At 48.1% G+C, this 25748-nt stretch carries 20 protein-coding genes and 5 pseudogenes; 15 read left to right on the plus strand and 10 right to left on the minus strand.

Annotated features, from left to right (window positions below; genetic code table 11):
• The first annotated feature begins 608 nt into the window (after positions 1–608).
• From HU143_RS08420 to HU143_RS08490, 15 genes and pseudogenes are all read left to right on the plus strand, one after another.
• Entirely contained in the window at positions 609–1028 is a 420-nt protein-coding gene (locus HU143_RS08420; RefSeq protein WP_001589493.1) for a hypothetical protein, read from the plus strand.
• 551 nt (positions 1029–1579) lie between these two features.
• Complete coding sequence (locus HU143_RS08425) at positions 1580–2023, plus strand: hypothetical protein (protein ID WP_023226714.1); 444 nt, start codon at positions 1580–1582, stop codon at positions 2021–2023.
• A gap of 390 nt (positions 2024–2413) precedes the next feature.
• Positions 2414–2790, plus strand: a pseudogene (locus tag HU143_RS08430) (ISAs1 family transposase); the annotation flags it as partial.
• Positions 2791–3206: 416 nt separating this feature from the next.
• Positions 3207–3923 (plus strand): annotated as a pseudogene (locus HU143_RS24485) (RHS repeat-associated core domain-containing protein); the annotation flags it as partial.
• 85 nt (positions 3924–4008) lie between these two features.
• The gene (locus HU143_RS08440) at positions 4009–4389 is read left to right on the plus strand and encodes a sel1 repeat family protein (RefSeq protein ID WP_049823359.1); all 381 of its coding nucleotides are present in this window, start codon (positions 4009–4011) and stop codon (positions 4387–4389) included.
• Positions 4390–4521: 132 nt separating this feature from the next.
• Positions 4522–4737 (plus strand): hypothetical protein, encoded by a 216-nt coding sequence (locus HU143_RS08445; RefSeq protein ID WP_174565076.1) that lies wholly within the window; start codon positions 4522–4524, stop codon positions 4735–4737.
• 63 nt (positions 4738–4800) lie between these two features.
• A pseudogene (locus tag HU143_RS08450) lies at positions 4801–5028 on the plus strand (type IV secretion protein Rhs); the annotation flags it as partial.
• Positions 4979–5221 (plus strand): polymorphic toxin type 34 domain-containing protein, encoded by a 243-nt coding sequence (locus tag HU143_RS24825; RefSeq protein ID WP_071787772.1) that lies wholly within the window; start codon positions 4979–4981, stop codon positions 5219–5221. The pseudogene HU143_RS08450 and the gene HU143_RS24825, both read left to right, overlap by 50 nt.
• Positions 5222–5242: 21 nt before the next feature.
• Positions 5243–5458 (plus strand): hypothetical protein, encoded by a 216-nt coding sequence (locus HU143_RS08460; protein ID WP_089541750.1) that lies wholly within the window; start codon positions 5243–5245, stop codon positions 5456–5458.
• A 36-nt stretch (positions 5459–5494) separates the two neighbouring features.
• Entirely contained in the window at positions 5495–6088 is a 594-nt protein-coding gene (locus HU143_RS08465; RefSeq protein ID WP_229025474.1) for a HEAT repeat domain-containing protein, read from the plus strand.
• Between the two features lie 224 nt (positions 6089–6312).
• Complete coding sequence (locus HU143_RS08470) at positions 6313–6747, plus strand: sel1 repeat family protein (RefSeq protein ID WP_001540397.1); 435 nt, start codon at positions 6313–6315, stop codon at positions 6745–6747.
• Positions 6748–7114: 367 nt separating this feature from the next.
• Positions 7115–7492, plus strand: a complete 378-nt coding sequence (locus tag HU143_RS08475) for a hypothetical protein (RefSeq protein WP_024148155.1) — start codon at positions 7115–7117, stop codon at positions 7490–7492.
• Between the two features lie 199 nt (positions 7493–7691).
• Positions 7692–8189, plus strand: coding sequence for a hypothetical protein (locus tag HU143_RS08480; protein WP_023226708.1), 498 nt, complete (start codon positions 7692–7694; stop codon positions 8187–8189).
• Positions 8190–8303: 114 nt separating this feature from the next.
• Positions 8304–8548: pseudogene (locus HU143_RS08485) on the plus strand (IS1 family transposase); the annotation flags it as partial.
• A gap of 114 nt (positions 8549–8662) precedes the next feature.
• The gene (locus tag HU143_RS08490; protein WP_024148154.1) at positions 8663–9403 is read left to right on the plus strand and encodes a hypothetical protein; all 741 of its coding nucleotides are present in this window, start codon (positions 8663–8665) and stop codon (positions 9401–9403) included.
• Between the two features lie 127 nt (positions 9404–9530).
• Here the strand turns inward: HU143_RS08490 and HU143_RS08495 are convergent, their stop codons facing one another.
• The 10 genes and pseudogenes from HU143_RS08495 to mdtA all read right to left on the minus strand — a co-directional run bounded on the left by HU143_RS08495 (position 9531) and on the right by mdtA (position 25538).
• Positions 9531–10250 (minus strand): tetratricopeptide repeat protein, encoded by a 720-nt coding sequence (locus HU143_RS08495; protein WP_000586678.1) that lies wholly within the window; start codon positions 10248–10250, stop codon positions 9531–9533.
• A 4-nt stretch (positions 10251–10254) separates the two neighbouring features.
• Positions 10255–12366, minus strand: a complete 2112-nt coding sequence (locus tag HU143_RS08500; RefSeq protein WP_023226706.1) for a DUF4034 domain-containing protein — start codon at positions 12364–12366, stop codon at positions 10255–10257.
• 10 nt (positions 12367–12376) lie between these two features.
• Positions 12377–13093 (minus strand): DUF1266 domain-containing protein, encoded by a 717-nt coding sequence (locus HU143_RS08505; RefSeq protein WP_000498587.1) that lies wholly within the window; start codon positions 13091–13093, stop codon positions 12377–12379.
• A pseudogene (locus HU143_RS08510) lies at positions 13093–14294 on the minus strand (cytoplasmic protein). Before HU143_RS08510 ends, HU143_RS08505 begins: the two are co-directional and overlap by 1 nt.
• Before the next feature lie 268 nt (positions 14295–14562).
• A complete protein-coding gene (gene baeR, locus HU143_RS08515) occupies positions 14563–15285 on the minus strand; it encodes a two-component system response regulator BaeR (protein ID WP_000137854.1) in 723 nt (240 codons plus the stop codon).
• The gene (gene baeS / locus HU143_RS08520) at positions 15282–16685 is read right to left on the minus strand and encodes a two-component system sensor histidine kinase BaeS (RefSeq protein ID WP_000870081.1); all 1404 of its coding nucleotides are present in this window, start codon (positions 16683–16685) and stop codon (positions 15282–15284) included. The genes baeR and baeS overlap by 4 nt, the downstream gene beginning before the upstream one ends.
• The gene (locus HU143_RS08525) at positions 16685–18097 is read right to left on the minus strand and encodes an MFS transporter (protein ID WP_000137818.1); all 1413 of its coding nucleotides are present in this window, start codon (positions 18095–18097) and stop codon (positions 16685–16687) included. Before HU143_RS08525 ends, baeS begins: the two co-directional genes overlap by 1 nt.
• Positions 18094–21174 carry a multidrug efflux RND transporter permease subunit MdtC gene (gene mdtC / locus HU143_RS08530; protein ID WP_023226704.1) on the minus strand — a complete coding sequence of 1027 codons (3081 nt, stop codon included), beginning with the start codon at positions 21172–21174 and terminating at the stop codon, positions 18094–18096. The genes HU143_RS08525 and mdtC overlap by 4 nt, the downstream gene beginning before the upstream one ends.
• The gene (mdtB, locus tag HU143_RS08535; protein WP_053505555.1) at positions 21175–24297 is read right to left on the minus strand and encodes a multidrug efflux RND transporter permease subunit MdtB; all 3123 of its coding nucleotides are present in this window, start codon (positions 24295–24297) and stop codon (positions 21175–21177) included.
• Complete coding sequence (gene mdtA / locus HU143_RS08540; protein WP_023226702.1) at positions 24297–25538, minus strand: multidrug efflux RND transporter subunit MdtA; 1242 nt, start codon at positions 25536–25538, stop codon at positions 24297–24299. Before mdtA ends, mdtB begins: the two co-directional genes overlap by 1 nt.
• Positions 25539–25748: the final 210 nt, after the last annotated feature.

The raw sequence follows: 25748 nt of genomic DNA on the forward strand, positions 1-25748 counted from the left end.
CTGCTATCAGGATGTTATGGCACCCCCTCAATATTCAGAATTTAAATAAAGCATTTCCTGAATATGAAACTAATTCACTAAAAAATAAAGGTGAAATCACCTCGGCAACATGCATTAAAGAAAATACAAAAGGTCATTTGACTTATTATAGCGTCAGTGATCCCGTCTTTGACTAATTTGGCTCACGTTATGTATCCACTATGGGGAATCTTTATATATTCCGAAAAAAAACACAATGATATTCTTAATGCAGATAAGAGAGTAATCTTAGGGGGTGCAGGTTTGTAAACCAGGGTATGGCGGTAGCGTTATTTTTTAACGAGATATCATCAGAGGTAGAATTAACGATCGCAGACGATACTCAGTATTAAGAGGAAATCAGGTTGAAGTTGAACAGAAAATGATAAATACGTATTGATAAGATGGAATCCATTTAATCTACTTATTAGTAGATTTTATTATGAAAATATATTTTTCTTGATGTTTTTACGCATTGCGCAATAGCAAATCATTGCCGCCTTGATGCAACTTGAGTGATTTTGTGTATAGTGTGACAATGCTGAATACTGAATTGATACCTTCTACATATTAAATCAGGGGTTAGTGGTATGAGCGATTTTATAAAATATCTATTTATTTTTCCTTGCTTATGGTGCGCAAATTCTTTTGCGATTACTCAAACTCAATGGGATGGTAACTTTAGAGTCGAGGAACTTGGCGAGCAGTTAAATGATGGGAGTCAGGTTTTTTTACAATATAATTTAAAGATAGATAGTAAAAATAATCGTGCTTCTTTATCCATGACAACCTGGCATGCGGGGATAACATGCATTGGTGACTACTCTTTAAAAATCAATTCTGGTGTTTTGGCATTATACTATAACGGCGACGAGGAAAATGCATGTCCATATCCATCACCGCAATTTGAGATAAGCAATAAAGGAAAAGCATATTATATAAAAGGGAAAATGTTTTCATATTCTCAACCTGGTGAGTGGTTGCCACTCAAACGTATCACACTAAAATAATTCTATATTTGATAAATTATGATGATGAAGTTAATGATGGTATGAAATATTAATTGGATATGTCGTGAACATATTTTTGTTATATGTTTTCAATGTGTATGACAAGAAAATTTGCATGAAAAGATTATATGAGACGGTTTGAAAAATGAATGAAGTTCACATAAAAGCAAGGTCATTCTGAAACGAATTTGTCAAATTTACTGAATTATATATCAATAATTCCTGACTATCGACAATAATGTAAAATCGAGTACAAACTCACGGGTTTGTAGTAATTAGGGCAAAGAACAAGTCAGATAAAAAATTTCTCATTATTTATTCAAAAAGCAAGTGCAAACTGTTAGTTTGAATTTGTACTTCTTCATAGAAGTGTTGAATAATATTGACGTCAAACATGTTCTGCCTTTTTTTACTAAACTGAGTAAGGTAACTTTAATATTATAATTGCAATGATACAAAATCACATCAATATATAATGAGGAAAACTATATGCCCGCCGCCGCTCGGCTAAACGACAAAGGTATGTGTTCGACTCTGGATAGAGTGTTAATATGAAATCGAATAATGTGATTATTTTTGTGATTCTATTTTTATCCTCTGTGAGTTATTGTTTTGCTGATATGAAGATATTAAAAATAAATCAGTCCCATTATATGAGTCCTTATAATAAAGAGCCTGGGGATAGAAACTTATGCAATAAATGGGTTTTAAATGCAAGTCAGATAGAAAAAATATTTTTGTTAAGTGATAAATATAAGGAAATGAGTGATACCATGACTGGATTTTGGCTCTGGTTTCCTTGTGAAATAACGGGTGAGTTGATTTATAATAAGAAAAAGTGGCATTTTTCTATTAATGCTGCTGCCACGGCAGAATGGTCCGATGGTAAGGAAACGATATACTGGGGGTGTTCCAGGGAAAAATGTGATGACATGTTTATACTTCCATATCCAGGCCGGAGTTATATAGGTGGTGGTGGCAAATTGATTTGGTGACGAGGTAGAACTTCATCCGGGTTTTAGCCTTTTAAAATGAATTAAATTTAACCTTCAGCATCATGACGAGAGTATGAAAGTATATTTTTGTACACACCGGGATAAAGAATAAAATAACCAAGAATCGTATATTTAGCACGTTAAATACAACTTTTTAAATACAAGTCAGTGCTGGATTTTACAGATTAATGTTGCGTTATTACTAAATTCATAAATTAATTTTTGAGTTATGGTTGTTATGATCTTTCCCTGATAGAACAGTGCATTCAGGCAGAGGTGGCATTATCATCAACAAACATAATGTTCATTTTTATGGGCGTAGGGGATTCACCCTTATTTAAAGATTACAAAGAAATATATTTCTCATTTAATGTTAAATAACATGTGACTCATATTGTCAGTGATGTTCCGGATGAGATAATTGATTTTACATTTGAATGGAAGGGTTAAAAAACTATGTGTGACGGTATCTTTTCGTTCAGAGAAACGTAGCGGAAAGAAAGAACCGGAAATGTTGGGTGAGATATTATATATGTTCAGAAGATTTAACAGCAGAAAAATTTGCTAATGCGATGAGAAGCCATTGGGATGTGGAAAATAAATTGCATTGGCGTTTGGATGTGGCGATGAACGAGGATGATTGCAGGATAAGAAGGGGAAATGTCAAGAGCTTTTTTGAAATAATAAAATCGGGTGAATATGAAATTTGGGGATGTGAGATAATGAGATGGATAAGAATAAATATACTTAAATGTACGTTAGTATTTTGCCTGGCTTGTGGTTTTTCATTTGCAAAAACACCATGTACTAATATGTCTGATAAATTGAGTGCTGCACAAAGAGATTCTTTGCAAAATAATATCAAAAGGCAACTAAAAACAGAACGATTAAATATACTTGAATTTTTTAAAGAGCAAAATAGTTCAATCGTCTATATAGAAACATATGGTGCCGATGAGGCGTTTGTTTTTTATTCTGGAGATGAGTTTAAGGATGATTTTATCACAATATGGAGTGGTGCGGCTGAAATATCAGAGGAAAAAAATATAGAAAAATGGGTAAAAGATCATGTTCCATATATTCCAGATAGGTTGGCTCGATGTTTCGCATGGTACACAATCTATAGGCATGACTGATCTGAGATTTAAGATAACTTTGTCGACGTGCGGAAATATGGTGAATAGGGAACCTGTCGGGTGAGGAAAATCCGGCGTACCTGGAGCAGGTGATACGGCTGCCGGGGCAGCAATATGATGAGGAATCGGGGCTGTATTATAACCGGCACCGTTACTATAATCCGGGGCAGGGAAGATATATTACGCAGGATCCGATAGGGCTGTCCGGGGGATTAAATCCTTATACTTACCCGCTCAATCCGGTCGTAAATATAGATCCTCTGGGGTTAGTCAATATAAATTTATTCCCTGAAAATCAATATATTCATGATATAGCCGATCATATTACAATTCCCGGGGTTTTCACTGTTGGAGTACATGGCAGTCCTTTATATGTTGAAGATGCTTCAGGTAACCCTGTAGATGTGAAAAAATTGGCGGACATGATCAGGAAAGATCGGAATTATAGAAAAGGCAAACCGATTAAGTTGATTTCTTGCAATATAGCTAAAGGTGGAGAAGGATCTTTTGCTAGCCAGTTGGCGAAAGAGCTTAACGTGAATGTGACTGGGCCGGATACTCTTTGGAGTGTATGGTGGGAAAATGATAATTCTGGTATTCCTCAAATGGATAGTGTATTAACAGCACCAACTGATTCTCAGCCATGGACTCGTGGACATCCTACTGTACTTGATGAGAAAGATAGGGGGAATTGGGTGACATTTGGTCCCGATGGTAACGAGATCTCATCTGTTAAAAGTGAGTTGAGAAGCCCTCAGAGATAAAGAAATGATGTACAATTATAAAAAAACACAAGCAGTTATACTGTTTAGTCTCTATATCTTTTTTTGTCAGGCATGTGGAGGAGGAATGTATAATTCTGATAATGAAAAAAAAGCAGGTAAATATAGTGGAGAGTCTACTCATTCGATTTATTGTTTGAGTGATGATGAGAGGTCGAAACTTGAAACTAAATCTATAAACGGAGACGCTGAGGCAGCCTTTCGGTTGTATAAGTATTATTCATTCTCTAATTATGACGCTGATGAACAAATGCGCTACTTAGCAATAGCAGCATCCCATAATAATATTATGGCCGAATATGCTTATGGAATATTTCTATCATGTAAAAATGGCCCATATTCAAAATATTATGATTTAAACAAGGCAATTTATTGGATGAAATTGGCAGCAGCGCATGGTCATACTGAGGCTAAAACTGAGTTATTAAGGCTGGAAGAACTAAAATAACAGAGGGTTGAGAGTGGGGAGAGAGAATGGCCAATAACGGGTATATATACTGATCTTTCCTTTCATAAGATAACGGGAGATGTATTAGGTACGGAAATTATAATTGGATACTCAAATAAAGGTTACTGGGCTATGTTTCAGTATAGCGAGGGGGAGCCATCAATTCCAGTAATTGTTCCATTAAATGTTAGTGGAAATAATATCTCATTCAATCTGCCAACAAATACTTATGACAGAGGTAGGTTCGATGGGGAAATATTACAAGGTGGTTGGTTGATTGGTGAATTTGAAAGAAATAAGCAAAAGTTAAAATTAACACGTAAAAATAGCTACTGGCAATACAGGTGACTATTTTCTGCAATCGATATGGTTATATGAGCTTATAATTAAAAATAATGAAAGGAGTGGAATGTGAGCGGAAAACCAGCGGCGCGCCAGAATGATATGACAGCAAAAGGCGGCCCGATAGTCCAGGGTTCAGCGGGAGTGCTGAGAGGCGCGCCGACAGGCGTGGCGTGTTCGGTATGTCCGGGTGGAATGACGTCCGGCGAGCCGATAAACCCGCTGCCGGGGGCGAAGGTGCTGCCGGGTGAGATCGACTTCACGCCGCCCGGCCCGCTGCCGTTCATACTCACCCGCGCCTAATCAAGCTAACACAGGAATACAGAAGCTGGTTGATTCATTAATAAGTGAGCGAGGGCAAAGTACAGGTAAGAAACCTGGTCGATGTGAGATGCTCGAAGAGTTAATTGCAGATGTAGATTTACTGCACTGGAGACAAGTACACCATGAAGGCATGGGGATGCAAACATTCACGGCAATCCAAAGATAAAATTACCAAGTGATAATCGTTATGAAAGTTATTGAAAAATACAAACAAAAAAAAGAAAGAAGAGAGATTTTTCTATATGAAAAGTATAAAAACTACACCATAGAACAACTCACTCCTATTTTGTATGATAATGACACCTTAAAAAGAAAAGCTGCTATATTTTGCCTGCAAATATTAAGTGGAGACGATGTTTTTAATTTATCCATGAATCTTTGTCATTCCAGGGATAACTATTAAAAGAAAATTGGAGTTACTATTTTAAGTCAAATGACCATGTCATATGAGAAACTGCGAAAATCTTTTTGTTTTTTAGAAAACATGTTCCAACTCAATAAATCAGTCTTGATAAGAGCCTCTATTATCAATGCGTTAGGGTATTTTTGTAAAAAAGACAAACATTTCGAAAAGAAATTTATTAATTTATGCACTAAAGTAATTCATGATAAATCGGCAAATGTTCGATGTGCAATTGCAGCAGCACTATCAAATATTAATGATAACTCGACAATACCTTTATTGCTATGTTTACTTCGTGATAATAATAGCGACGTGAAGAATTGGGCTGCATTTTCTATAAATTTCAATCAATATGACACCGAGGATATCAGAGAGGAGTTTGTGGGGATGTTATTGGATACGAATGATGATATAAGAATTGAGGTTATATCAGGTCTGGCAGAGAGAAAGGATGAACGTGTTCTGGAAACCATAATTAAAGAACTTAAGAAAGGTGTGATTTTTGATGAAATTATTATTGCAGCCGGGAATGCCGGGAGTAAAGAATTGCTTCCTATTCTAAATGAACTATTAAATGAATTTAGAGATGAACGTATTATAGACAAAATTAATGAATCGATAAAAAAATAAAAGAAAATGTTTGTGAATAATAGTCTATCTGTGCTACTGCTAATGAGATATAAAATTATCTGGTGTCGAGATTACAACTGATGTCGATGGTATGATTTGCTGCAAAGGAGGAATATCATACAGGATCCGATAGGGCTTATGGGGGGATTAAACCCGTATCAACGACCACTGGAACGCTTCAGAAACCAGGCGATATAAAATAAATTTATATGATGAGGAAATAAATGCGATTTGTTATTATATTTATAATGTTAATAGTATCATTTTACACATTTGGTGGCAAAATGGCTAAGTCTAAAGACGATAATAAATGGAGGTCGGAATCTACTTCCACCATCTATAATCTAACGGATGAGCAAAAATTCGAGCTTGAAAACAAATCGAAAGATGGAGACTCGGAAGCATCATTTCGATTATATCAATATTATTGCTTCACCATAAATAACATTGACGAACAATTAAGGTATTTGGAGATATCTGCATCTCAAGGAAATATCATAGCTCAATATAATTATGGTATTTATTTATCCAATACAAATCCAGCCTTTTCAAAGTATTATGATTTGGACAAAGCTATTTATTGGATGGGATTGGCTTCAAAAAATGGTGATATAGGTGCTCAAAACAAGCTACAAGAACTGGAAAAATTAAAGAATTAGCTATGAGGTAAATGTTTTTATTATCAATGAGTTATGTTAATCTTGGTCAAGAGGGACGGGCTGACGCCGGAGCAGATGACGGGGCAACTGGAGCCACACCATGAGCCGGAGAGAAAACTCCACCTTTGCCACTGTGACCATATTCTGATGGAAAAGTAGAGCATTGGGGGGGATGTTGGTCCAAACAAGAAATGGATATAACTCAACCAGGGTCAATCTGGCCGGGCTCTCAAAAAATGCATTGAACTAAAATGGGACTATTTGCAGAAGCACTGCGGATGCTGTGCTTTATGAATTGTCTGCTGGTGAGAAGGTCGGCGGCAGAGAATATATTGAAAGATTTACAGCGAGCTTTAAGGGGAGAGTAATGGATAAAATTATTGCTGACTATGTGGATAAATTTAGTTCTTTTTCGGACTCTATATCAGAAACAATTGGGTCCGTTAATGAGTATTGGATTCCTGATGAGTCACCGTTGATTATGCTATTTTCGCAGATTGGTAAGTCTTTGGTGGCGATATTTTCTGAACTTGATTGTGTTAAAAAAGAGTTATTGTTTAAATATATTGAAGATGGAATAACTTCAGATAATGATGAATTAGCTACTGCCATAGCAACAGGTCTTGTTGAGGCAATAGTTACATCGACAGACGCCAATCAATATTTATGGGGGGAAATAGAGGGGTTATTGGGAGTAAAATCTAAGGAACATGCTCTGGCTTGGAGGAATTTTGGAACACCATGACGGTATTTATTTAAATATGTAGAGTCCGGTAATGACGCAAATTTAGTGATAGTGATTGATTGTCCGATACCAGCTAATGTTCTTATCGTGCCGTGCATTTTTTCTGACTTTGAAATATTGGTTTTGAAAAGGATGCCTATGCGACAGGGAATAAAATAAAATATGATATGAAAAAAATAACTGATGCAGGTGATAATTTATGTCAAAAAAATTTTTCTCTATAATTATGGTCATATCATTCGTTGCGGCGATAACAGCTTGCCAGTCTTCCATTCCTGAATATGTCAGGAGTACCCTCAACGGGCACTCTATCCAGGATGTTTTGGTGTATATGAAGGGATTGCCTTTAGATAAAAGGTATGATTTTTATTATTATGGTACGCGTGCTAAAAGACCATATCCATTATGGATGGCTGATGGTATTGCCCCTATGGGATCGAAGGCTATTCCTCTATTGAGAGACAAACTTTCAACCACAAATAGTTCTTTTGAAAAAATGACAATTATATATTTGTTATCTGTGATGTCAGTTCATGGTTGCTATGATGTTAAGTCTGACAGCGAATTGTTTTCGTTAGTTATGCAGAAGGAACGTGAGTTAAATGATGATAATTATCATGATTATATCACTAATATGAACTATTTTTATGAATTTGGAAGTTCTTTAAATAGTAGAGAAAGAATAAAGTGTGAATAATGTGGTGTTTTGTAAACGAGCTCCATCCTCCGGGGCAACGTTTTGTGGAGGATGCAGGGGGTAATGCCTTCAATCGATAGAATTTATGGTATGTACTGTTATTTTAGGTTTTCTATGGTTACTGTTGCCATTCATTGCCCCGTTGCCTTTCAGATGAAATTTATCGTCATGGTCATAGTTCTGCCCGGCATGAGCGCTTTCGTTGCCGGTCATGTAGACGTGTTTTCCAGTTGTCTTATACCTGTGAAGCCCGTACGCTCGGCGTTAAATACCATATTGTTGATATGGCCTTCAATGGTGCTGACGTGCGCGATACAGCAAAAACGCTAAAAATTGGTATCAACACCGTCATCTGCACATCTTAATAATTGACGCTTATTTAGCAATCATATCATGAGTGTTTAATTGAAAAATACAATAATGCATGATGACAATATTTTATTATATAGTTTTCAACATATAACCCAATATTAATGCCGATTATGAATAATTATAGATTAACTTTTTCTTTATATTTCCTGCGTTCGGTAATGTTGCTTAGCATCATTTTAACAAGTGTTGGTTGTAATAATCAAAAGAGTAAGAAATTGGTTCTTCCTGTTGATTCCACGCAGTTTACGCAATTGGCTTGTTATTATAAGGATATTAATTCCGATGATAATGTAATGGAGTTAAAATTACCAGGTGAATATAAAGAGAAAACTAACTTATTTAATCAACAGGAAATTAAGGTGCCGGTAAAAGGTGAGAATTTTCTTTCTCCGTATATTGGTGATGGTGTCCGTTATTATGAATTAGGGTACTTTAAACATGATGGTAATACTTACAAATTGATAATTTATAATAAAATTGGAGAGTCTGATACGTTATTGCTTAATGTACAAATAAATAGTTATGATGCAAAAGGAAACCTGGTGGATGCTTTATTGCTTAGTAGCTTTTTTGCTTATGAAGATATCGTGCGTTTTTCTGATTTTGTCATCCGCCAGGATTACACAATAAGCATTGATAGTTGTGTTATATATAGGTGGTATGAGGACAGCAAAGATGGTCATCTTGTAACTATAAAGTTTAAAGATCAGGCGCCTCAGATTTATATAAAGGAACAATATCAAATGGAAAATGGTCGGTTCAAATTGATATCCAGAAATGAAGTATCACAGGGTAAAAAAAAGAAGCGAGCGTTAAATATACCATGCTTACGACATGAATAATTGTAATGGAGGTGTTAAGGTAATATGGATAGCAGGAAAGAATGAGGAACGTTATGAGAATTATAAATAGATTGTTAATTTCAACTGATCTCAGGTTAATCATAAAATTTCAGTTTCCGCGCCAGATTTATTCAACGCGCAGATAGTGCCCGTCGGCGCGGACATTTGCGCCAAAACCGCAGTCCACAAACGTATCGGTGCTGGCATCAATGGTTTCAGAAGAAAAAGCCAGCGAAATGTCGCAGTGAATATCATCGCCTTCCCGAAGCGCCACGATGGTTTTATCGTTTTCCAGCGTTACCGTTGCGGAGAACTCGCCGATATTGGGGCCGAAGTAGATCCCCATTAAACCGAACCAGTAACCCTGAAAATTAACCTGATAGCGTGATGGGGTGGGTAATGCCTTCACGCTAAGCACGTTCCAGGAGGCGCGCCCGGCATAGCGCCAGTATTCACCCGCCGCAAAAACCGGTGGCGGCAGGGCCGATTGCTTATCTTTGATCAGTTTCAGGTTGTAGATCGACTTGCTATCATTCGGCCTTAGCATCAGCCAGGCGCGGGCTTTACGCCACTCGCCTTCGCGTATCCAGGTTAGCGCCACGTTGTTGTAGGCCGTCGCGATGGCGCTGTCGTCAAGGGCGCAGCTTTCGCTCCATGCGGCCTGCTGTTCAAAAGCGTCGCGCGCTTTGGCATATTTTTGGGTCTTGTAAAGCTGTTCGCCCTGGCTGGCCAAAACTGGAATTTTTGCGCAGTCGGCCTCGATCTGCTGCTCCGTAATTTCAGCCCTGGCGGTGGCGCAGAGTAGAAGCAGGGCGCAAAGAAATAGAGATTTTCTTTGTATTATCAACACCTTACACCATTGAGTTGACCTGTCCCGGCAGCTCTGAATTCGGGATGCGGACGGTATACCACGCGAATCGGAAGCGTTTCCAGAAAGAATCGAAATGCAGGTGGTCCAGGCAGTCCATAACGATTTCATTATCCGGGTAAAGCGTGAAGGCAAAATGCGCCCAGCGTGCGCTTAGCTTCATATTAAACAGCGTTCGATCGTGTTTATTACCGTGCAGGCGCGATAGGGTCACCATAGCGTGTAGCGTGCCTTTGTTGGCCTCTTGTTGCACCAGTTCCAGATGCTTATGCGCCAGCGTAATATCCTTCACTTCAAAAATATTCAGCAGGAACAAGCCCCAGGCCTCTTTATGCCCGTACTGATGCGCCAGCCAGAGATTATCGAGCAGTTCTTTTTCATAAGCGGAACGTTTTTCGGTATCAGGTTCTTGTTTACTCAGACGCTGGTTGCAGATGCCGATGCTGAAATGAATATTTTGCAGGTCATTTTCATAGTCGGTATAGCCTCCGTTATCTATTAATTTGTACGGGGTGCTCTCGCGCAGCGCTAACTGCCGGTGCAAAATCTCCGCCGCGCGCTGAAAATACCCTAACGCGATGGCAGGATCGTAAGGTAGTAGGCCGTTGTTCTCTTTATTATTGTGTTCAAGGCCCAGCAGGTTTAGCGCGGCGGGTATATTTCTTTGTGCGCCCAGCTCTGCCAGCGGCACAAAATGTTCCGGGAGCCCGAACCAGTCGAAATTTTTAATCGCCGCCCGCCAGTTATGGTTATATTGAATGTCGGCGACGCTATCGAGCCAGGCGAGGCCTTGCGCCTCATCCTTTTCGAAACCCAATAACCCGGCGTACTGAAAGTAGCCACGACGGATTTTCGGCACTGCGAATTCCGTTTGCTGCGCATTCTGACAGAGAAAATTATACATCCACCAGGTGTCAGGAAAATCGCGCAGGGCGAACTTTATCGTGTCATCAGAGAAGTAATTGTTGAACTTAACTTTTTCCACGATCGAACGCTGAAGGGTTCGCCAGAGCGCGTCATTATCGTCCAGATCGCTATAGCAGACCCGCAGCCACTCCAGCGCGTTGTGGCGAGATTCCTGAATATGCGCTCGCAGGCTAATCTCTTCGGCTTTGGCGATAATACGTTCCTGTTCTGCCGGGGAGTCAACCTCTTTGATGCGCAGATCGCGGTGATCGTCCCACCAGATCAATAGCTCCAGATGTTCACGTTCTGCGGCAGAAAGGTGATCGCATACGCTTGATTCCAGAAATTCGCGGATCTCCTCGTGAGACCCTCTCCAGCGTGGCATACGAAACGGGATATATTCATCCAGCACGTAAAATGCCGTCGGGAAAATAGCCAGGCAGACGGCGAGCCAGTATTTTTGCCCGGCATCGTCATTGCACTCCGGCAGCACGGACGGGCGCGGCAAATTTGGGCAAACCGCGTCGGCAAACGACAGCCCGGAATGGGCCATCAGCGCGTCCACCTCCTGCGGTGAATGGCGATGATATTCAGCCAGATCTTCCATTAATGGCTGCCCGGCAACATCCGCGCCCTCGAGGAACTCAACCAGCCAGTCGGGCTGGCCGAAGACTTTGGAGTTGGTACTGGTCAGGGCCGCCGCCATCCACTGGCGCGGTTCACAGTCGATAGCATTGAGCGCGGCGATGACCATCCGTTCGTTGCAGGCGGCGGCGCAGATCCACATCGCTCGGGTGGTTTCTCTCGCCCAGCCATAGCTGCGGTAAAGCCACGCACGGTGATTCCAGTATTGCGCCTCGGCAAGCCAGGCGTGAGTGGAGCGGGGACGAGCGCGCTGCCAGTTTTTGATCAGCGCTAATCCTTGCGGCCCAGCCTCAACCAGCGTGTCCATATCGTAAAAAGGGTTGTCCATTTGATTCCAGGCGAAGAAATAGCGCTTTTCCGCTTCGCGGCTGGTAAAGCTCTCCGTCAGCGCCTGGTTGTAGCGTTCGTCCAGTTCGTCATAGCGTTCTTCGCGCAGCAGGCCGGGAATATCGGCGATATGCCATTCGCGTTGCCCGTCATTGAGGGGATTTTTGTGGTTGCACATCTCAAACATAGCGTTGAGCAGACGATCATCCTGTTCCATAAAGCGTCCTTTAAATCGGCTCGAAAATTTTGAATTCATTCCACGGCAGTTGTCGCCAGCGGCTGACAGGGTCTTGCAGATAATGGGTGGCTTCCTGTAAATCCCGTCCGGCAAGCGCTGTTGGCGTGTCACGTAGCGTGAGCCATACCCGGCGGGCACGAACGTAGGCGGTGGCGTAATCCTCCCAGGAATCAAAACAGTCCTGAGCGCGCTGGGCGTTGAGCAATAGCACCAGCCAGGCCTCGTTTTCGTTACACCAGCCGAGCCCGGCGATACAGCGGGTCAGAAAGGCGGTTCGCATGCAGTCGAAAGCCAGCGCGTCGCGGACCTGGCCTTGGGCCGCCAGATGATGATAAAACGTGCGCGGCGAGCTGCCGATGCCCGCAGGCCAGCGGCGTAAGATATCCTCAACCTTGTGGCGTAACGCCGCGCCGTCGAGGTTTTCGCTCAAGCCCAGCTCTTTTTTTACCTGCTGCGCCAGATAGCGGCGTTTGTCATCGTCAAGTTTAAATACCAGCTCAACGCCTTTGATCGGTAGCCCGTTGCGCCGGGCGAGGATATCAGCTAGCGCCAGCGCCCATTGCCGCCGTCGGGTATCGCGACGCAGGTCTTTCAGGCGATCTTTTTCTTTCTCCTCGGCGATACGGGCCGCAATCAGCGGTTTGTTTTTTTTGTAGTTGCGCCAGCTAAAAAATAGGGCGGCAATAATAAGAACAATCCAGAACATTATTGCACCTCCTTGATGACAGGAAGGTAACGCGTGGTTTGTAGCTCAGGCTTTCAATTTCGAAAGGTTCACTACTGGTGTTTTTCCCGGCAAGCGTAGGGTGCCATTCATGCCGTGGAAACAGCATTTCCGCAGCCGTCGCCACGTTAGGATCAACAACCTGAAGGTAGCGCAGTGCCTCCGGGGCGCTGTGCAGCAGCAGCCACTGTAAAGCCACCGGAGGCGTAGGGAAGTGCTCCATTAAATGAAAATTGTCATGCAACACATTGAGCAGAAAATTGAGGTCATGAATATGAGTAATAAATTTCCAACCTGAATATTCCGGCGTCGATTCATAAACTATTCCCATCCCTTCGCAATCAGCGTGGCGCTCAGGAAGTGGTTGCAGATGGCGTAACAGAGATAAAACATCGTTAGCATATTTCTTAATAGGATGGCGATTTTGCTTACCTTTAATCTGATCAATACTCAGGCCGTTATTACCAACCACCAGGCTTATTGTGACGTGGGGAATATTATTGCCGTCGCGCAGGCTGAACAGGCGAAGTTTTTGTTGTTCCATTTGCCGGGCGTAGTAATCGCCGTAGCCGCCGGAAAGCGCGCCTTTATTATCAAAATCTCCGACGCAGTGTTGCATATGCCAGGATTCATACGCCATCTCACTGCGCAGGCCGGGATTTGTTGCATCAAGTTCAACCAGCACACCGTTATTCACCGTCATCACCGGTTTTAGCGCCTCGCTGTTGGAGGGATACCAACCTTGTTCACGCAGGCGCTGCATTTTTTGATGCTCCGCTTCGCGCATTGCCAGCACGGTAAAGCAGTTGATGCGCTGCAGTTTAGTTTCCAGCCGCGTTCCTTCCTGACGCGAAAGAAATTCCACTAAATCTCTTTCCATTGCCACAAGTTGCGGGTGCTGAACGTTAAGGTAGTAAAAGCGCTCATCGCCACCCAGCTTTGGCGCCAGCCAGGCGGGGATTTCTGCATCAGCGCTAAAATAAACGGCATAATCGGCGACGGAGCGCACAGGATAAACATGAGGAAAGTCACCAATGATCCAACGATAAAAATGGTTGCTTAACCAGCGCTGGATAATTTCGCTGTCGCCGCGTTGTTGGCTCCGGGAAAAAATAGACGATTTTACATTTGGCGCATTTATTATATTGCGTGGTTTATAGCGGTGAGATGACGTTTCTGTCATAAAAATCCATGTATAATTAAGCTGGTATTATGTTTATGTATTTTTAGATTCACTTAATGAATTAATGCGCAATAAGTTTAAAAAACTACTCACAGTATATCGGTAAACTAAAAAGAGCGGCCAAATAATTTATTGTCCCCGATCGCGTTCGTCGTGGTTTTCGGGATACCGCTCGGCCAAATGAAAGAGGGCAGTGTGTTAATTCCGCCAGAATAGCGTTGGCGGAAAATATCGTCTTACGACCTTGTTATTGTTATGCCAATAATCATTATACCAGGCGACACGCATCCGCTTCCCAGCGATATCCCACCCCGTAGACCGCGCGTATAAATGACTGTTCGGCATCCAGCGATTCCAGTTTACGGCGCAGGTTTTTAATGTGGCTGTCGATAGTACGATCGGTCACCACACGGTAGTCGTCGTAGAGGTGGTTTAACAACTGCTCGCGGGAAAAAACTTTACCCGGTTCAAGCGATAAGGTTTTTAGCAGGCGGAATTCAGCGGGGGTTAAATCCAGCGCTTTACCACACCAGGAGGCCTGAAAGCGGCTTTCATCAATCATTAACGGGCTTTCGGCATCCTGCTGCTGGAGTTCGCGCTGCGGTTTACAGCGGCGCAAAATGGTTTTCACGCGGGCCACGACTTCGCGCGGGCTGTAAGGCTTACAGATATAATCATCGGCGCCGATTTCCAGCCCAAGCAGCCGGTCGATCTCTTCAATTTTGGCTGTGACCATCACAATGGGGATGTCGGAAAAACGACGAATCTCCCGGCATAGCGTCAGACCATCGGTACCCGGCAGCATCAGATCCAGCAGGATCAGATCCGGCGGCGTTTGACGCACATACGGCAGTACCTTGTCGCCATGATTGATGAGCGTGGGGGCGTAACTCGCCGCGCGTAAGTAGTCAATAAGCAGCTGTCCCAGCTTGGGTTCATCTTCAACAATCAAAATGCGCGGCGTGTTTTCATCAATGGGTAATTCAGTCATACTTCTCTCTGTAAATCGCGATCCAGCGGTAACTCTACTGTAATGCTAACCCCGCCAAAAGGCGAATGAGCGGCGTGAAGATGACCGTTATGCGCGTGTACAATATTGACGCATATCGCCAGCCCCAGTCCAGAACCGCCGCTGGCGCGGTTACGGGACACTTCCGTGCGGTAAAAACGGTCAAAAAGCTTTTGTAACTGTTCATCGCTGACGCCCGGTGCAGAATCGGCAAAGGTCAGGAATAATGATTTGTCGCGTTGTTCGGCGGAAATATGCAGGCCACCGCCGCTGTCGGTGTAGCGCAGACTGTTTTCCAGTAGATTATTAAACAGTTGCATCAGGCGATCCGGGTCGCCGAAGACGGTCATACTATCCGGCAACGCGTAATGTAGCGTTAGCCCCCGGCTGGTAAAGCGTTCTCTGAACGCGCCGCCAGCGACTTCCAACAGGGGAACAAGATCGACGGTCGTTTTTTGGTAAGCCAGCGCGCCCTCGTCAGACAACGACAGCTGATGCAGGTCGTCAACCAGTTTGGTAAGCGTACCGACTTCCGCCTGTAGCGAGGTAACCGATTCTGGCGTGAACTGGCGAACGCCATCCTGAATGGCTTCCAGTTCGCCGCGCAATACCGCCAGCGGCGTGCGCAGTTCGTGGGAAATATCCGCCATAAAGTCGCGGCGCATCTGCTGATTTTTTTCCAGCGTGCTGGCAAGCTGGTTAAAGTCCTGCGCCAGTTTTCCCAGCTCATCGGCGCTGGTTGGGGTCACGCGCGTGGTAAAATCCCCCGCCGCCAGCCTGTGCGTACCCTCGACCAACCGTTTGACCGGGGCGAGCAGGCCACGCGCCAGCAAAAACGTCGCCAGCGCGGCCAGCAACGTTGATAACGCCACGATCATCCAACTGGCGCGCCGCTGCTGCATATCAAAATTAATATCCGTATTGCGCGTCAGCCGCTCGACAGGAGAGGCGATAATCGCGCCGACTTCGACGCCATTGACCAGAATGGGGCGGCGAGTACCGTCATGCGGCACCGGACCGCGTGGGCCGACCAGCACCCGGCCATTTTGATCGACGACCCAGAACTGGGTGCGCCAACCGTGCGGCGGCATACCGGGGCCGGGTTTATCCCGGTCGTTGTCATGCTCAAATGAACGCAGAATCTGGAAAACGAAGCGATCGTTGTTGCGTAAAAAACGCCAGTTGCCGTGTTGCTGGTACTGGTCGCCCAGCGCATCGCCCAGCATTTGTAGCCGCTGCTCGTTGCCGTGTTTGATATAGTCAATAAATCCGCGTTCAAAACTGACGCGCACGGCCCAATGCATACTGATCAGCAGCACGATGCAGGTGGCGAAGATCGCCAGAAACAGCTTGCCGGTGATTCCGGGCCGCCAGACTTTCATTACAGGCTCCTTTTACGCCGTGAAATGACCATGTTTTGCTGTGTATCGTTCGGCACGCGGGCAAAAATTATCGCCGGTAGCGCGATAATAACCGCCATACATAACCAGGTGTACATAAAGACGTGATGTGTGGCGCTACTGTCTATCCCGATATGCTGTTGGCCAAACATACCCAGCAGCATTCCGGCAATAGTGACGCCGATACTCATCGAGAGCTGCATAATCATCGATAATAAGCTATTGCCGCTGCTGGCCAGCGTATCGGGAAGGTCTTTTAGCGTTAAGGTATTCATGGAAGAAAAGCGCGCCGAGTTCACCATTCCCTGCAAAAGCAGTACCAGCGGCAGGAGATAATACCAGCCGAGCAGCGCGACCGACATAAACAACAGGCTAACCAATGCCAGTCCGAGCGTGGTCGCCACCAGAACCCGACGATAGCCAAAACGGTTAACTATCTGCACCACAATCCGCTTCATTCCCATGCTGCCCAGCACCATGGGGATCATCATCAAACCGGCATGAAACGGTGAAAAACCAAGACCAATTTGTAAAAAGACCGGCGTCATAAACGGCAGCATACCGCTGCCGATACGCCCGGCAAAACTGCCCAGCAACCCCAGTGAAAACGTGGGCGTGCGGAACAATCGCAGGCTGAATAACGCGCCTGAGTTTTTTTTGGCATGGAAGAGATAGAGCAGAATGGCTGCCGCGCCGCCCGCAGCAAGTCCGGCTAATGTCCAGGGCGAAATCCCCATGCTTTTACTACCATCCAGCGCCAGCGTGAGTACCGCCATGCCGATAGCTAACAGCAGGAACCCCGGCAGATCAAAGCGCCGGGTCTCTATGGTGTAGTTTGGCATCAGCATAAAGGTTGCCATAGCGCCGACAATTCCCACCGGGATATTGATCAGAAAGATCCAGTGCCATGAAGCATATTCCACCAGCACCCCGCCCAGCGCGGGGCCGAGTAACGGCCCGATCTGTCCCGGTAGGGTGACGAAGGTCATCGCCGCCATATATTGCGCGCGCGGCACGATTTTCATGACCGTCAGGCGTCCGACCGGCACCATCATCGCGCCGCCTACGCCTTGTAAAACCCGCGCTAATACCAGTTGATTAAGCGTGCCGGAGAGGGCGCAAAACAGCGAACCCAGCGTGAACAGCACAATGGCGGCAAAGAAAATATTACGCACGCCGATTTTATCTGCCAGCCAGCCGCTGGCGGGGAGCATTACGGCGACGGTAAGAACATATGACACCACTACCATGTGCATATGCAGCGGGCTTTCCCCCAGGCTTTTCGCCATGGAGGGCAGCGCAGTGTTGACGATGGTGGTATCCAGCGACTGCATAAAAAAGCCGAATGCCACAATCCAGAGTTGCCAGCGGGTGTTGTCAGGAAGTTCTGTCATATCTCTACTACCGGTTTGCTATTTTTACGCGAAAAACGCAGCCGCAGACGGTCGAAAAAGAGGTACACCACCGGCGTGGTATAGAGCGTCAGGAGCTGGCTCATGACCAAACCGCCGACAATGGTTATCCCCAGCGGCTGCCGTAATTCCGAACCGTCTCCGCCAGATAACACCAATGGCAGTGCGCCGAACAGCGCCGCCAGCGTGGTCATCATTATTGGACGGAAGCGTAACAAGCAGGCCTGGAAAATGGCTTGTTCCGGCGTCAGGCCGCCGCTTCGTTGCGCTTCAAGCGCAAAATCGACCATCATAATGGCGTTTTTCTTCACAATGCCAATTAATAGCATGATCCCTATCAGGGCGATTAGGCTGAAAGGGGCATTGAAGAGTTCCAGCGCCAGAAGCGCCCCAACGCCCGCCGATGGCAGAGTAGAGAGAATGGTCAGCGGATGGACGTAGCTTTCGTACAGTATCCCCAGCACAATGTAGACGGTAGCGATCGCCGCCACTATCAAAATAAGCTGTGAATTCATGGTCTGCTGGAAGACTTGCGCCGTTCCGGAAAAACTGCCGCGTACCGTCGAGGGGACGCCAAGCTGCGTCATGGTGCGATTAATGGCCTCCGTCGCCTGCGATAACGATGTGCCGGTCGGCAAGTTAAAGGCAATCGTGGACGCTGCGGAAAGTCCCTGATGGTTTACCGACAGCGGCGCATTGGCGGGCCGCCATTGGGCGAAATAAGAGAGAGGAATCGCTTTTCCGTCGCGGTTGATAACGAACATTTTCTCCAGCGCGCTGATATCCTGGGTATAGCGCGGATCGACTTCCATCACCACTTTATACTGGTTCATCGGCTGATAAATGGTGGAAATTTGCCGCTGGCCGAAAGCATTATTTAACAGACTGTTTGCGGCCTGAACATCAATGCCCAGCCGTGACATGGTGTCGCGGTCGTAGATAAGGTTCATCTCCGCGCCGTTATCCTGCTGGTCGGAGTTTACGTCCGCCAGTTGCGGCAGGGCCGAGAGCGCTTTGCGTATTTTCGGCTCCCACTCGCGCAGCGCCGGCAGGGAGTCAGACAGCAACGTATATTGGTAACTGGCGTTAGCCTGCCGCCCGCCGACGCGAATATCCTGTACCGCCATCAGAAACAGCCTGGCGCCGGGTTCTTTTGCCAGTTTGACCCGCAGTCGGTCAATGACTTGCTGCGCCGTCTCTTTGCGTTCGCCGCGCGGCTTCAGCGTAATAAACATCATGCCGCTATTCACCCTCGATCCGCCGGTAAAACCAGTGACATTATTCACCGCCGGATCGTCGCGAATAATTTTCATAAAATCCTGCAGCTTGCCGCGCATGGCCTGGAAAGAGATGCTCTGGTCAGCCTGAATACCGCCCATCAACACGCCAGTGTCCTGCTCCGGAAAGAATGTTTTAGGGATGGCGATATAAAGCCAGATGTTCAGCGCAATGGTGCCAAGAAAAACCACACCGACAAGACGCGTATGGTTAAGCACCCATTTTAATGACGTGCCGTAACCCTGTTGCAAGGCGACCAGCAAACGGCCAACGCCCCGTTTACGCGGTTGGGTGCGCGGTTTGCTTGATTTAAGCATCCAGCCGCACATCATCGGCGTCAGCGTGAGCGAGACCACCAGCGAAATGCCAATCGCCACCGAGAGGGTAACGGCGAATTCCCGTAATAATCGTCCTGGCAGGCCGCCCATTAACAGCAGCGGCAGAAATACCGCCACCAGCGACAGACTCATGGAGATGACCGTAAACCCAACTTCTCGCGTACCCTGTAATGCCGCCTGCAAAGGTTTCATTCCCGCCTCCAGATGGCGGGCGATATTTTCCAGCACCACAATGGCATCATCAACGACAAATCCGGTCGCGATAGTCAGCGCCATCAGCGACAGATTGTTGAGGCTGAAGCCGCACAGATACATGGCGGCGAAGGTGCCGATGAGCGAAACGGGAACGGCGACGGCGGGAATTAGCGTGGCGCGCCCGGAGCGCAGGAATAAAAACACCACCAGGATCACCAGCGCAACAGAGATAGCCAGTGTCTCTTCTACCTCTTGCAGCGACGCGCGAATCGTCGGCGAACGATCCTGGGCGATTTGTAAATCGATAGCGGCGGGGATCATTGCCCGCAGTTCCGGCAGTTTTGCCCGGATGCCGTCGACCGTCTGAATAATGTTGGCCTCCGGCAGCTTGCGGATCATCAACAAAATAGCGGGTTTAGCGTTCGTCATCCCGGCGTTACGGACATCCTGCACCGAGTCGGTGACGCTGGCGACGTCGCCCAGGCGTACCGCCGCGCCGTTGTTATAGTGAATAATCAGCGGCTGGTATTCGGCGGCGGTTTTCAGTTCGTCGTTGGTCTGGATTTGCCAGCGGTGGACGCTATCTTCAATTGCGCCTTGCGGTCGGCGTACGTTGGCGCTGTCGATCGCTTCGCGGACCTCATCCAGCGAGGCGCCCTGGTTAAAGAGCGCCTGCGGGTTTAAGCCTACACGTACTGCGGGCAGGGAGCTGCCGCCGACGTCAACATCGCCGACGCCGTCAATTTGCGCGATGGTTTGCGCCAGTTGGGTAGAGGCGAAATCATACAGTTTGCCCTGTGACCAGCTCTCCGAGGTGAGCGTTAAAATCATAATCGGCGCGTCGGACGGGTTGGCCTTGCGATAAGTTGGGCGGCTGGGCATTCCGCCTGGCAACAAGCTTTGCGCGGCGTTGATGGCGGCCTGCACATCGCGCGCCGCGCCGTTAATATCGCGATCGAAATTAAATTCGAGAATAATGCGCGTACTGCCGAGTGAGCTGCTGGAGGTCATTTCATTGACGCCTGCAATGCGTCCCAAAGAACGTTCCAACGGCGTCGCCACTGACGAAGCCATGGTTTCCGGCGAGGCGCCCGGTAGCGAGGCGCTAACCATAATCACCGGGAAATCGACCTGCGGCAGCGGGGCGACCGGCAGCAGACGAAAGCCCAGAATGCCGCACAGCGTAATGGCGGCGGCAATCAAAATGGTGGCGACCGGGCGGTAGATGAAAAGGGCGAAAAAGCGCATCTACGCCTCCTCTTTATGGCGCGGAAAGCGACTTTTCACGTACAGCGACAGGCGGTCAAACAGGAGATAAATCACCGGTGTGGTAAACAGAGTTAATACCTGGCTGACCAGTAGGCCGCCCACCATCGCGATCCCCAACGGGCGACGTAATTCCGCGCCAACGCCGGTACTCAACATTAATGGCAATGCCCCGAGCAACGCCGCCAGCGTGGTCATCAGAATCGGTCGAAAACGCAGCAGACAGGCCTGGAAGATAGCGTCGCGCGGGCTCATCCCCTGTTCGCGTTCGGCGGCGAGGGCGAAGTCAATCATCATGATGGCGTTTTTCTTCACGATGCCGATCAGCAAAATAATGCCGATAATGGCGATAATATCGAGCTCGCTACCAGCGATGATCAGCGCCAGCAGCGCGCCGACGCCCGCCGTCGGCAGCGTTGAGAGAATCGTGATCGGATGGATAAAACTCTCATACAGCACGCCGAGCACGATATACATCGCCACCACGGCGGCGACAATAAGCCAGACGGTGCTGCCCAGCGCCGCCTGGAAGGCGAGCGTACTGCCCTGAAACTGCGTTGTAATATCCGCTGGCAGGGCGAGCGTTTTTTCCGTATCGAGAATCGCCTGCACCGCATCGCCGAGCGAATAGCCCTCCGGCACGTTAAACGAAAATGTCGTAACCGGGAACTGATCTAAATGATTGATGGAGAGCGGAGCGAAGCGCTGCTCAATGCGGGCAATCGCGCTGAGCGGTACGGTGCCGCCGTCGCGGCTCGTCAGGCGAATCGTCTCCAGCGCCGCCAGGCCCGGCGTGCTGGCGGTATTATGTTCCAGCACGACGCGGTACTGGTTCGCCTGGGTATAAATCGTTGAAATCAGGCGTTGTCCGAACGCGTTGTAGAGCGCGTTATCCACATCCGCCATGCTGATACCCAAACGGCTGGCGCTGTCGCGGTCGACATTCACCCAGGCCGCTAATCCCCGATCTTGCCAGTCGCTGCTTACCTCAGAGAGCTGTGGCAACGACTGTAGCGCGTTCTGCAGTTTTGGCACCCAGTGGCTGAGCGCATCGAGCGTCGTGGCCTGCAGGGTAAACTGATACTGTGTGCGGCTGACCTGCGTGTCGATGGTTAAATCCTGCGTCGGCTGGAGATACAGCGCCACGCCGGGAATCGTCGCCACGGCGGTTTGCAGCCGGGAGATCACCTGCTGCACGCGGTCATCACGCGCATCCAGCGGCTTGAGGTTAATTTGCAGGCGCGCGCTATTCAGCGTGGGGTTAGCGCCGTCTACGCCAACAAAAGTCGTCAGGCTTTGCACCGCCGGGTCCTGTAATATCCGCTCCGCCACCTGGCGCTGACGTTGCGCCATACTGGCATACGATGACGATTGCGGCGCCTGCAGCGTTCCCTGGATAATGCCGTTATCCTGTACCGGAAAGAACCCTTTCGGAATGATTATCCACAGCATAACGCTGAGCAGGAGCGTGGCGAATGCCACGCTCAATGTAAGCCACGGATGGTTGAGCACTTTCGCTAATCCGCGTCCGTAGCTGGCGATCACGCGGTCAAACATCCGCTCGCAGGCGCGGGAAAAGCGGTTTTGTTTACGCAGAGACTGCTGGCTGAGCATACGCGCGCACATCATGGGCGTGAGCGTCAAAGAGACGACGGCGGAGATTAAAATCGCTACCGCCAACGTCACCGCAAATTCGCGGAACAGTCGACCAACAATATCGCCCATAAAGAGCAACGGGATCAGCACCGCAATCAGTGAAAAGGTGAGGGAAATAATGGTAAAGCCGATTTCGCCCGCGCCTTTGAGCGCCGCCGCCAGCGGTTTTTCTCCTTTTTCGATGTAGCGCGAGATGTTCTCGATCACCACAATCGCATCGTCCACCACGAAACCCGTGGCGATAGTGAGCGCCATCAGCGTCAGGTTATTAATGGAAAAATCCAAAAATACCATCACCGCAAAGGTGCCGATAAGCGACAGCGGTACGGCGACGCCGGGAATAATTGTGGCGGGAATGTTACGTAAAAACAGATAGATAATCATGACGACCAGCGCGATCGCCAGCATCAGTTCAAACTGAGTATCGCGTACGGAAGCGCGAATATTGGTGGTGCGATCGGACAGGACCGTGACCTTCACCGATTTCGGCAGGCTTTCGGTAAGCTGGGGCAGCATCTGGCGAATGCTGTCCGCTGTCGCAATGATATTGGCGCCAGGCTGGCGTTGAACGTTCATCACGATAGCCGGTGCTTGATTCGCCCATGCGCCGAGCCAGCTATTTTCCGCCCCCTGTTCGACGGTGGCGACATCGCCCAGCCGTACCGGCGCGCCGTTTTGATACGCGATGATAAGCCTGCGGTATTCGTCGGCAGACTGCATCTGATCGTTAGCAGAAAGCGTCACCGCCCGTTCGGGGCCATCCAGACTGCCTTTCGCCGAGTTGACGTTGGCGCCGGTAATTGCGGTACGGACCGTTTCGCTGGTCAGACCGAGCGCGGCGACAGCCTGAGCATTCAGTTTTACGCGTACTGCAGGGCGCTGCCCGCCGGCAAGCGTCACCAGTCCGACGCCGGAGACCTGCGAGATCTTCTGCGCCACGCGGGTTTCTACCATGTCCTCTACCTGAGTCATTGGCATCGCGTTTGAGGTGACGGCAAGCGTCATAATCGGCGGGTCCGCCGGATTGACTTTGCTATAAATCGGCGGATTCGGCAGGTCGGAAGGCAATAAATTGGTGGCTGCGTTAATCGCCGCCTGTACTTCCTGCTCGGCAACGTCCAGCGGCAGCGTCAACTGAAACTGTAGCGTTACCACCGACGCGCCGCCGGAGCTTTGCGACGACATCTGCTTCAGTCCTGACATCTGGCCGAACTGGCGCTCAAGCGGCGCGGTGACGGCGGAGGTCATGACATCCGGGCTGGCGCCAGGGTAGAGCGTAACAACCTGAATAGTGGGGTAGTCGACCTCCGGCAAAGCGGCGACGGGCAGGAAGCGATAGCCGATAATCCCGGCGAGTAAAATCGCCGCCATCAGCAGAGTGGTGGCCACGGGGCGCAGAATAAACAGACGCGAAGGGCCGCCCGTGCTGCCCGGAGGTAATACCTGCATCAGGCGCGCGCTCCTTTTTGACCTTCATGGCGGGAAGGGGATTTTTCATCCGCCACGGTGGTTTGCGGCTCAACGACCTCGACTTTTGCGCCTTCCGTCAGCCGATCAATACCATCGGTAACGACACGATCGCCTGCCGACAAGCCAGCGCTGATCACCACGTTTCGGTTATCCTGAATACCGATTTTTACCCGCTTCTTGCTGACGTTATTTTCGTCGTTCAGCACCCACACAAAGTGGCCCTCATTGCCCATTTGCACCGCCGCGGCAGGCACCACAACGGCATTTTGTTCGGTATCGACCAGCATCCGGGCGTTCACAAATTGATTGGGGAACAGCGTATCGTCCTGATTGGTAAAGCGCGCTTTAATTTTGATCGTTCCCGTTGTGGGATCAATCTGGTTGTCCAGACTGAGCAACACACCTTCGCTCAATTTGTGCGAGTTAGTCCGATCCCAGGCTTCTACGACCAGCGTTTTCCCCGCTTTCTGCGCCTGAACCACGGTCGCGATATCGCTTTCCGGCAGAGTAAAAATGAGATCAATCGGGTGCGTTTGCGTAATGACGACAATACCTGCGGTATCGCTGCTGGAAATCTGGTTGCCGACATCCACCTGTTTCAGACCCACGCGTCCCGAGACCGGGGCCGTGATACGACTCCAGTCGAGCTGTAACTGCGCGCTGGCGACATTAGCTTCATCCGCTTTAATGGTTCCCTGGGTTTCGTTGACCAGCGCCTGTTGCGCATCCAGTTCCTGACGGGAAACCAGATTGGTTTTTGCCAGTTGTTGATAGCGCGCCAGATCACGACGCGCATTCGCCAGCGTAGCGTTATCTTTCGCCAACTGTCCCTGAGCCTGCGCCAGGGCGACCTTAAACTGGCTGGGATCGATTTGCGCCAGCAGATCGCCTGCGTTGACCTGCTGACCTTCCTCAAAGTGCAGGGCGATGAGTTGACCATCCACGCGGCTACGCACCGTAACGGTATTCGCTGCGGTCACGGTACCCAGCCCGCTCAGATAGCGCGGTACGGCCTGCGTGGTCGCGGTCGCGGCCTGTACCGGCGCCAGAGGGCCGTCGCGCATACCGCGGCGACCTGCGGCGGCGGTATGCGGCGCTTGCGCGGCGACGCCCGGCGCGGCCGTCGGGCTTTCGCTACGGCTATGCCAGAACCAGAATGCGGCGGCGGCCACTACAACCCCAATCGCGATTGCCCAGCGGAAAGTATTACTGCCTTTCATCGGTATAAGTTTCTCATCCTGAAACGTTTTGCGGAATGTTGCTCCCTCTATTGTAGTCAGCAGGGAAGGGAGAAAAATGGAGGAATTATGGAACACGGTCGGGATTATTCTGAATGGCGACCCGCTTTGCGAGGCGCTACGCAACTCTCATCGGTGAAAATCGTTAACGCGCCGGAGTGCGGTAAAGTGGCGGCACGGCAATGAAGATAA

This window comes from Salmonella sp. SJTUF14076, from assembly GCF_015534835.1.
In the GTDB taxonomy this organism is placed as follows: Bacteria; Pseudomonadota; Gammaproteobacteria; order Enterobacterales; family Enterobacteriaceae; genus Salmonella; species Salmonella enterica.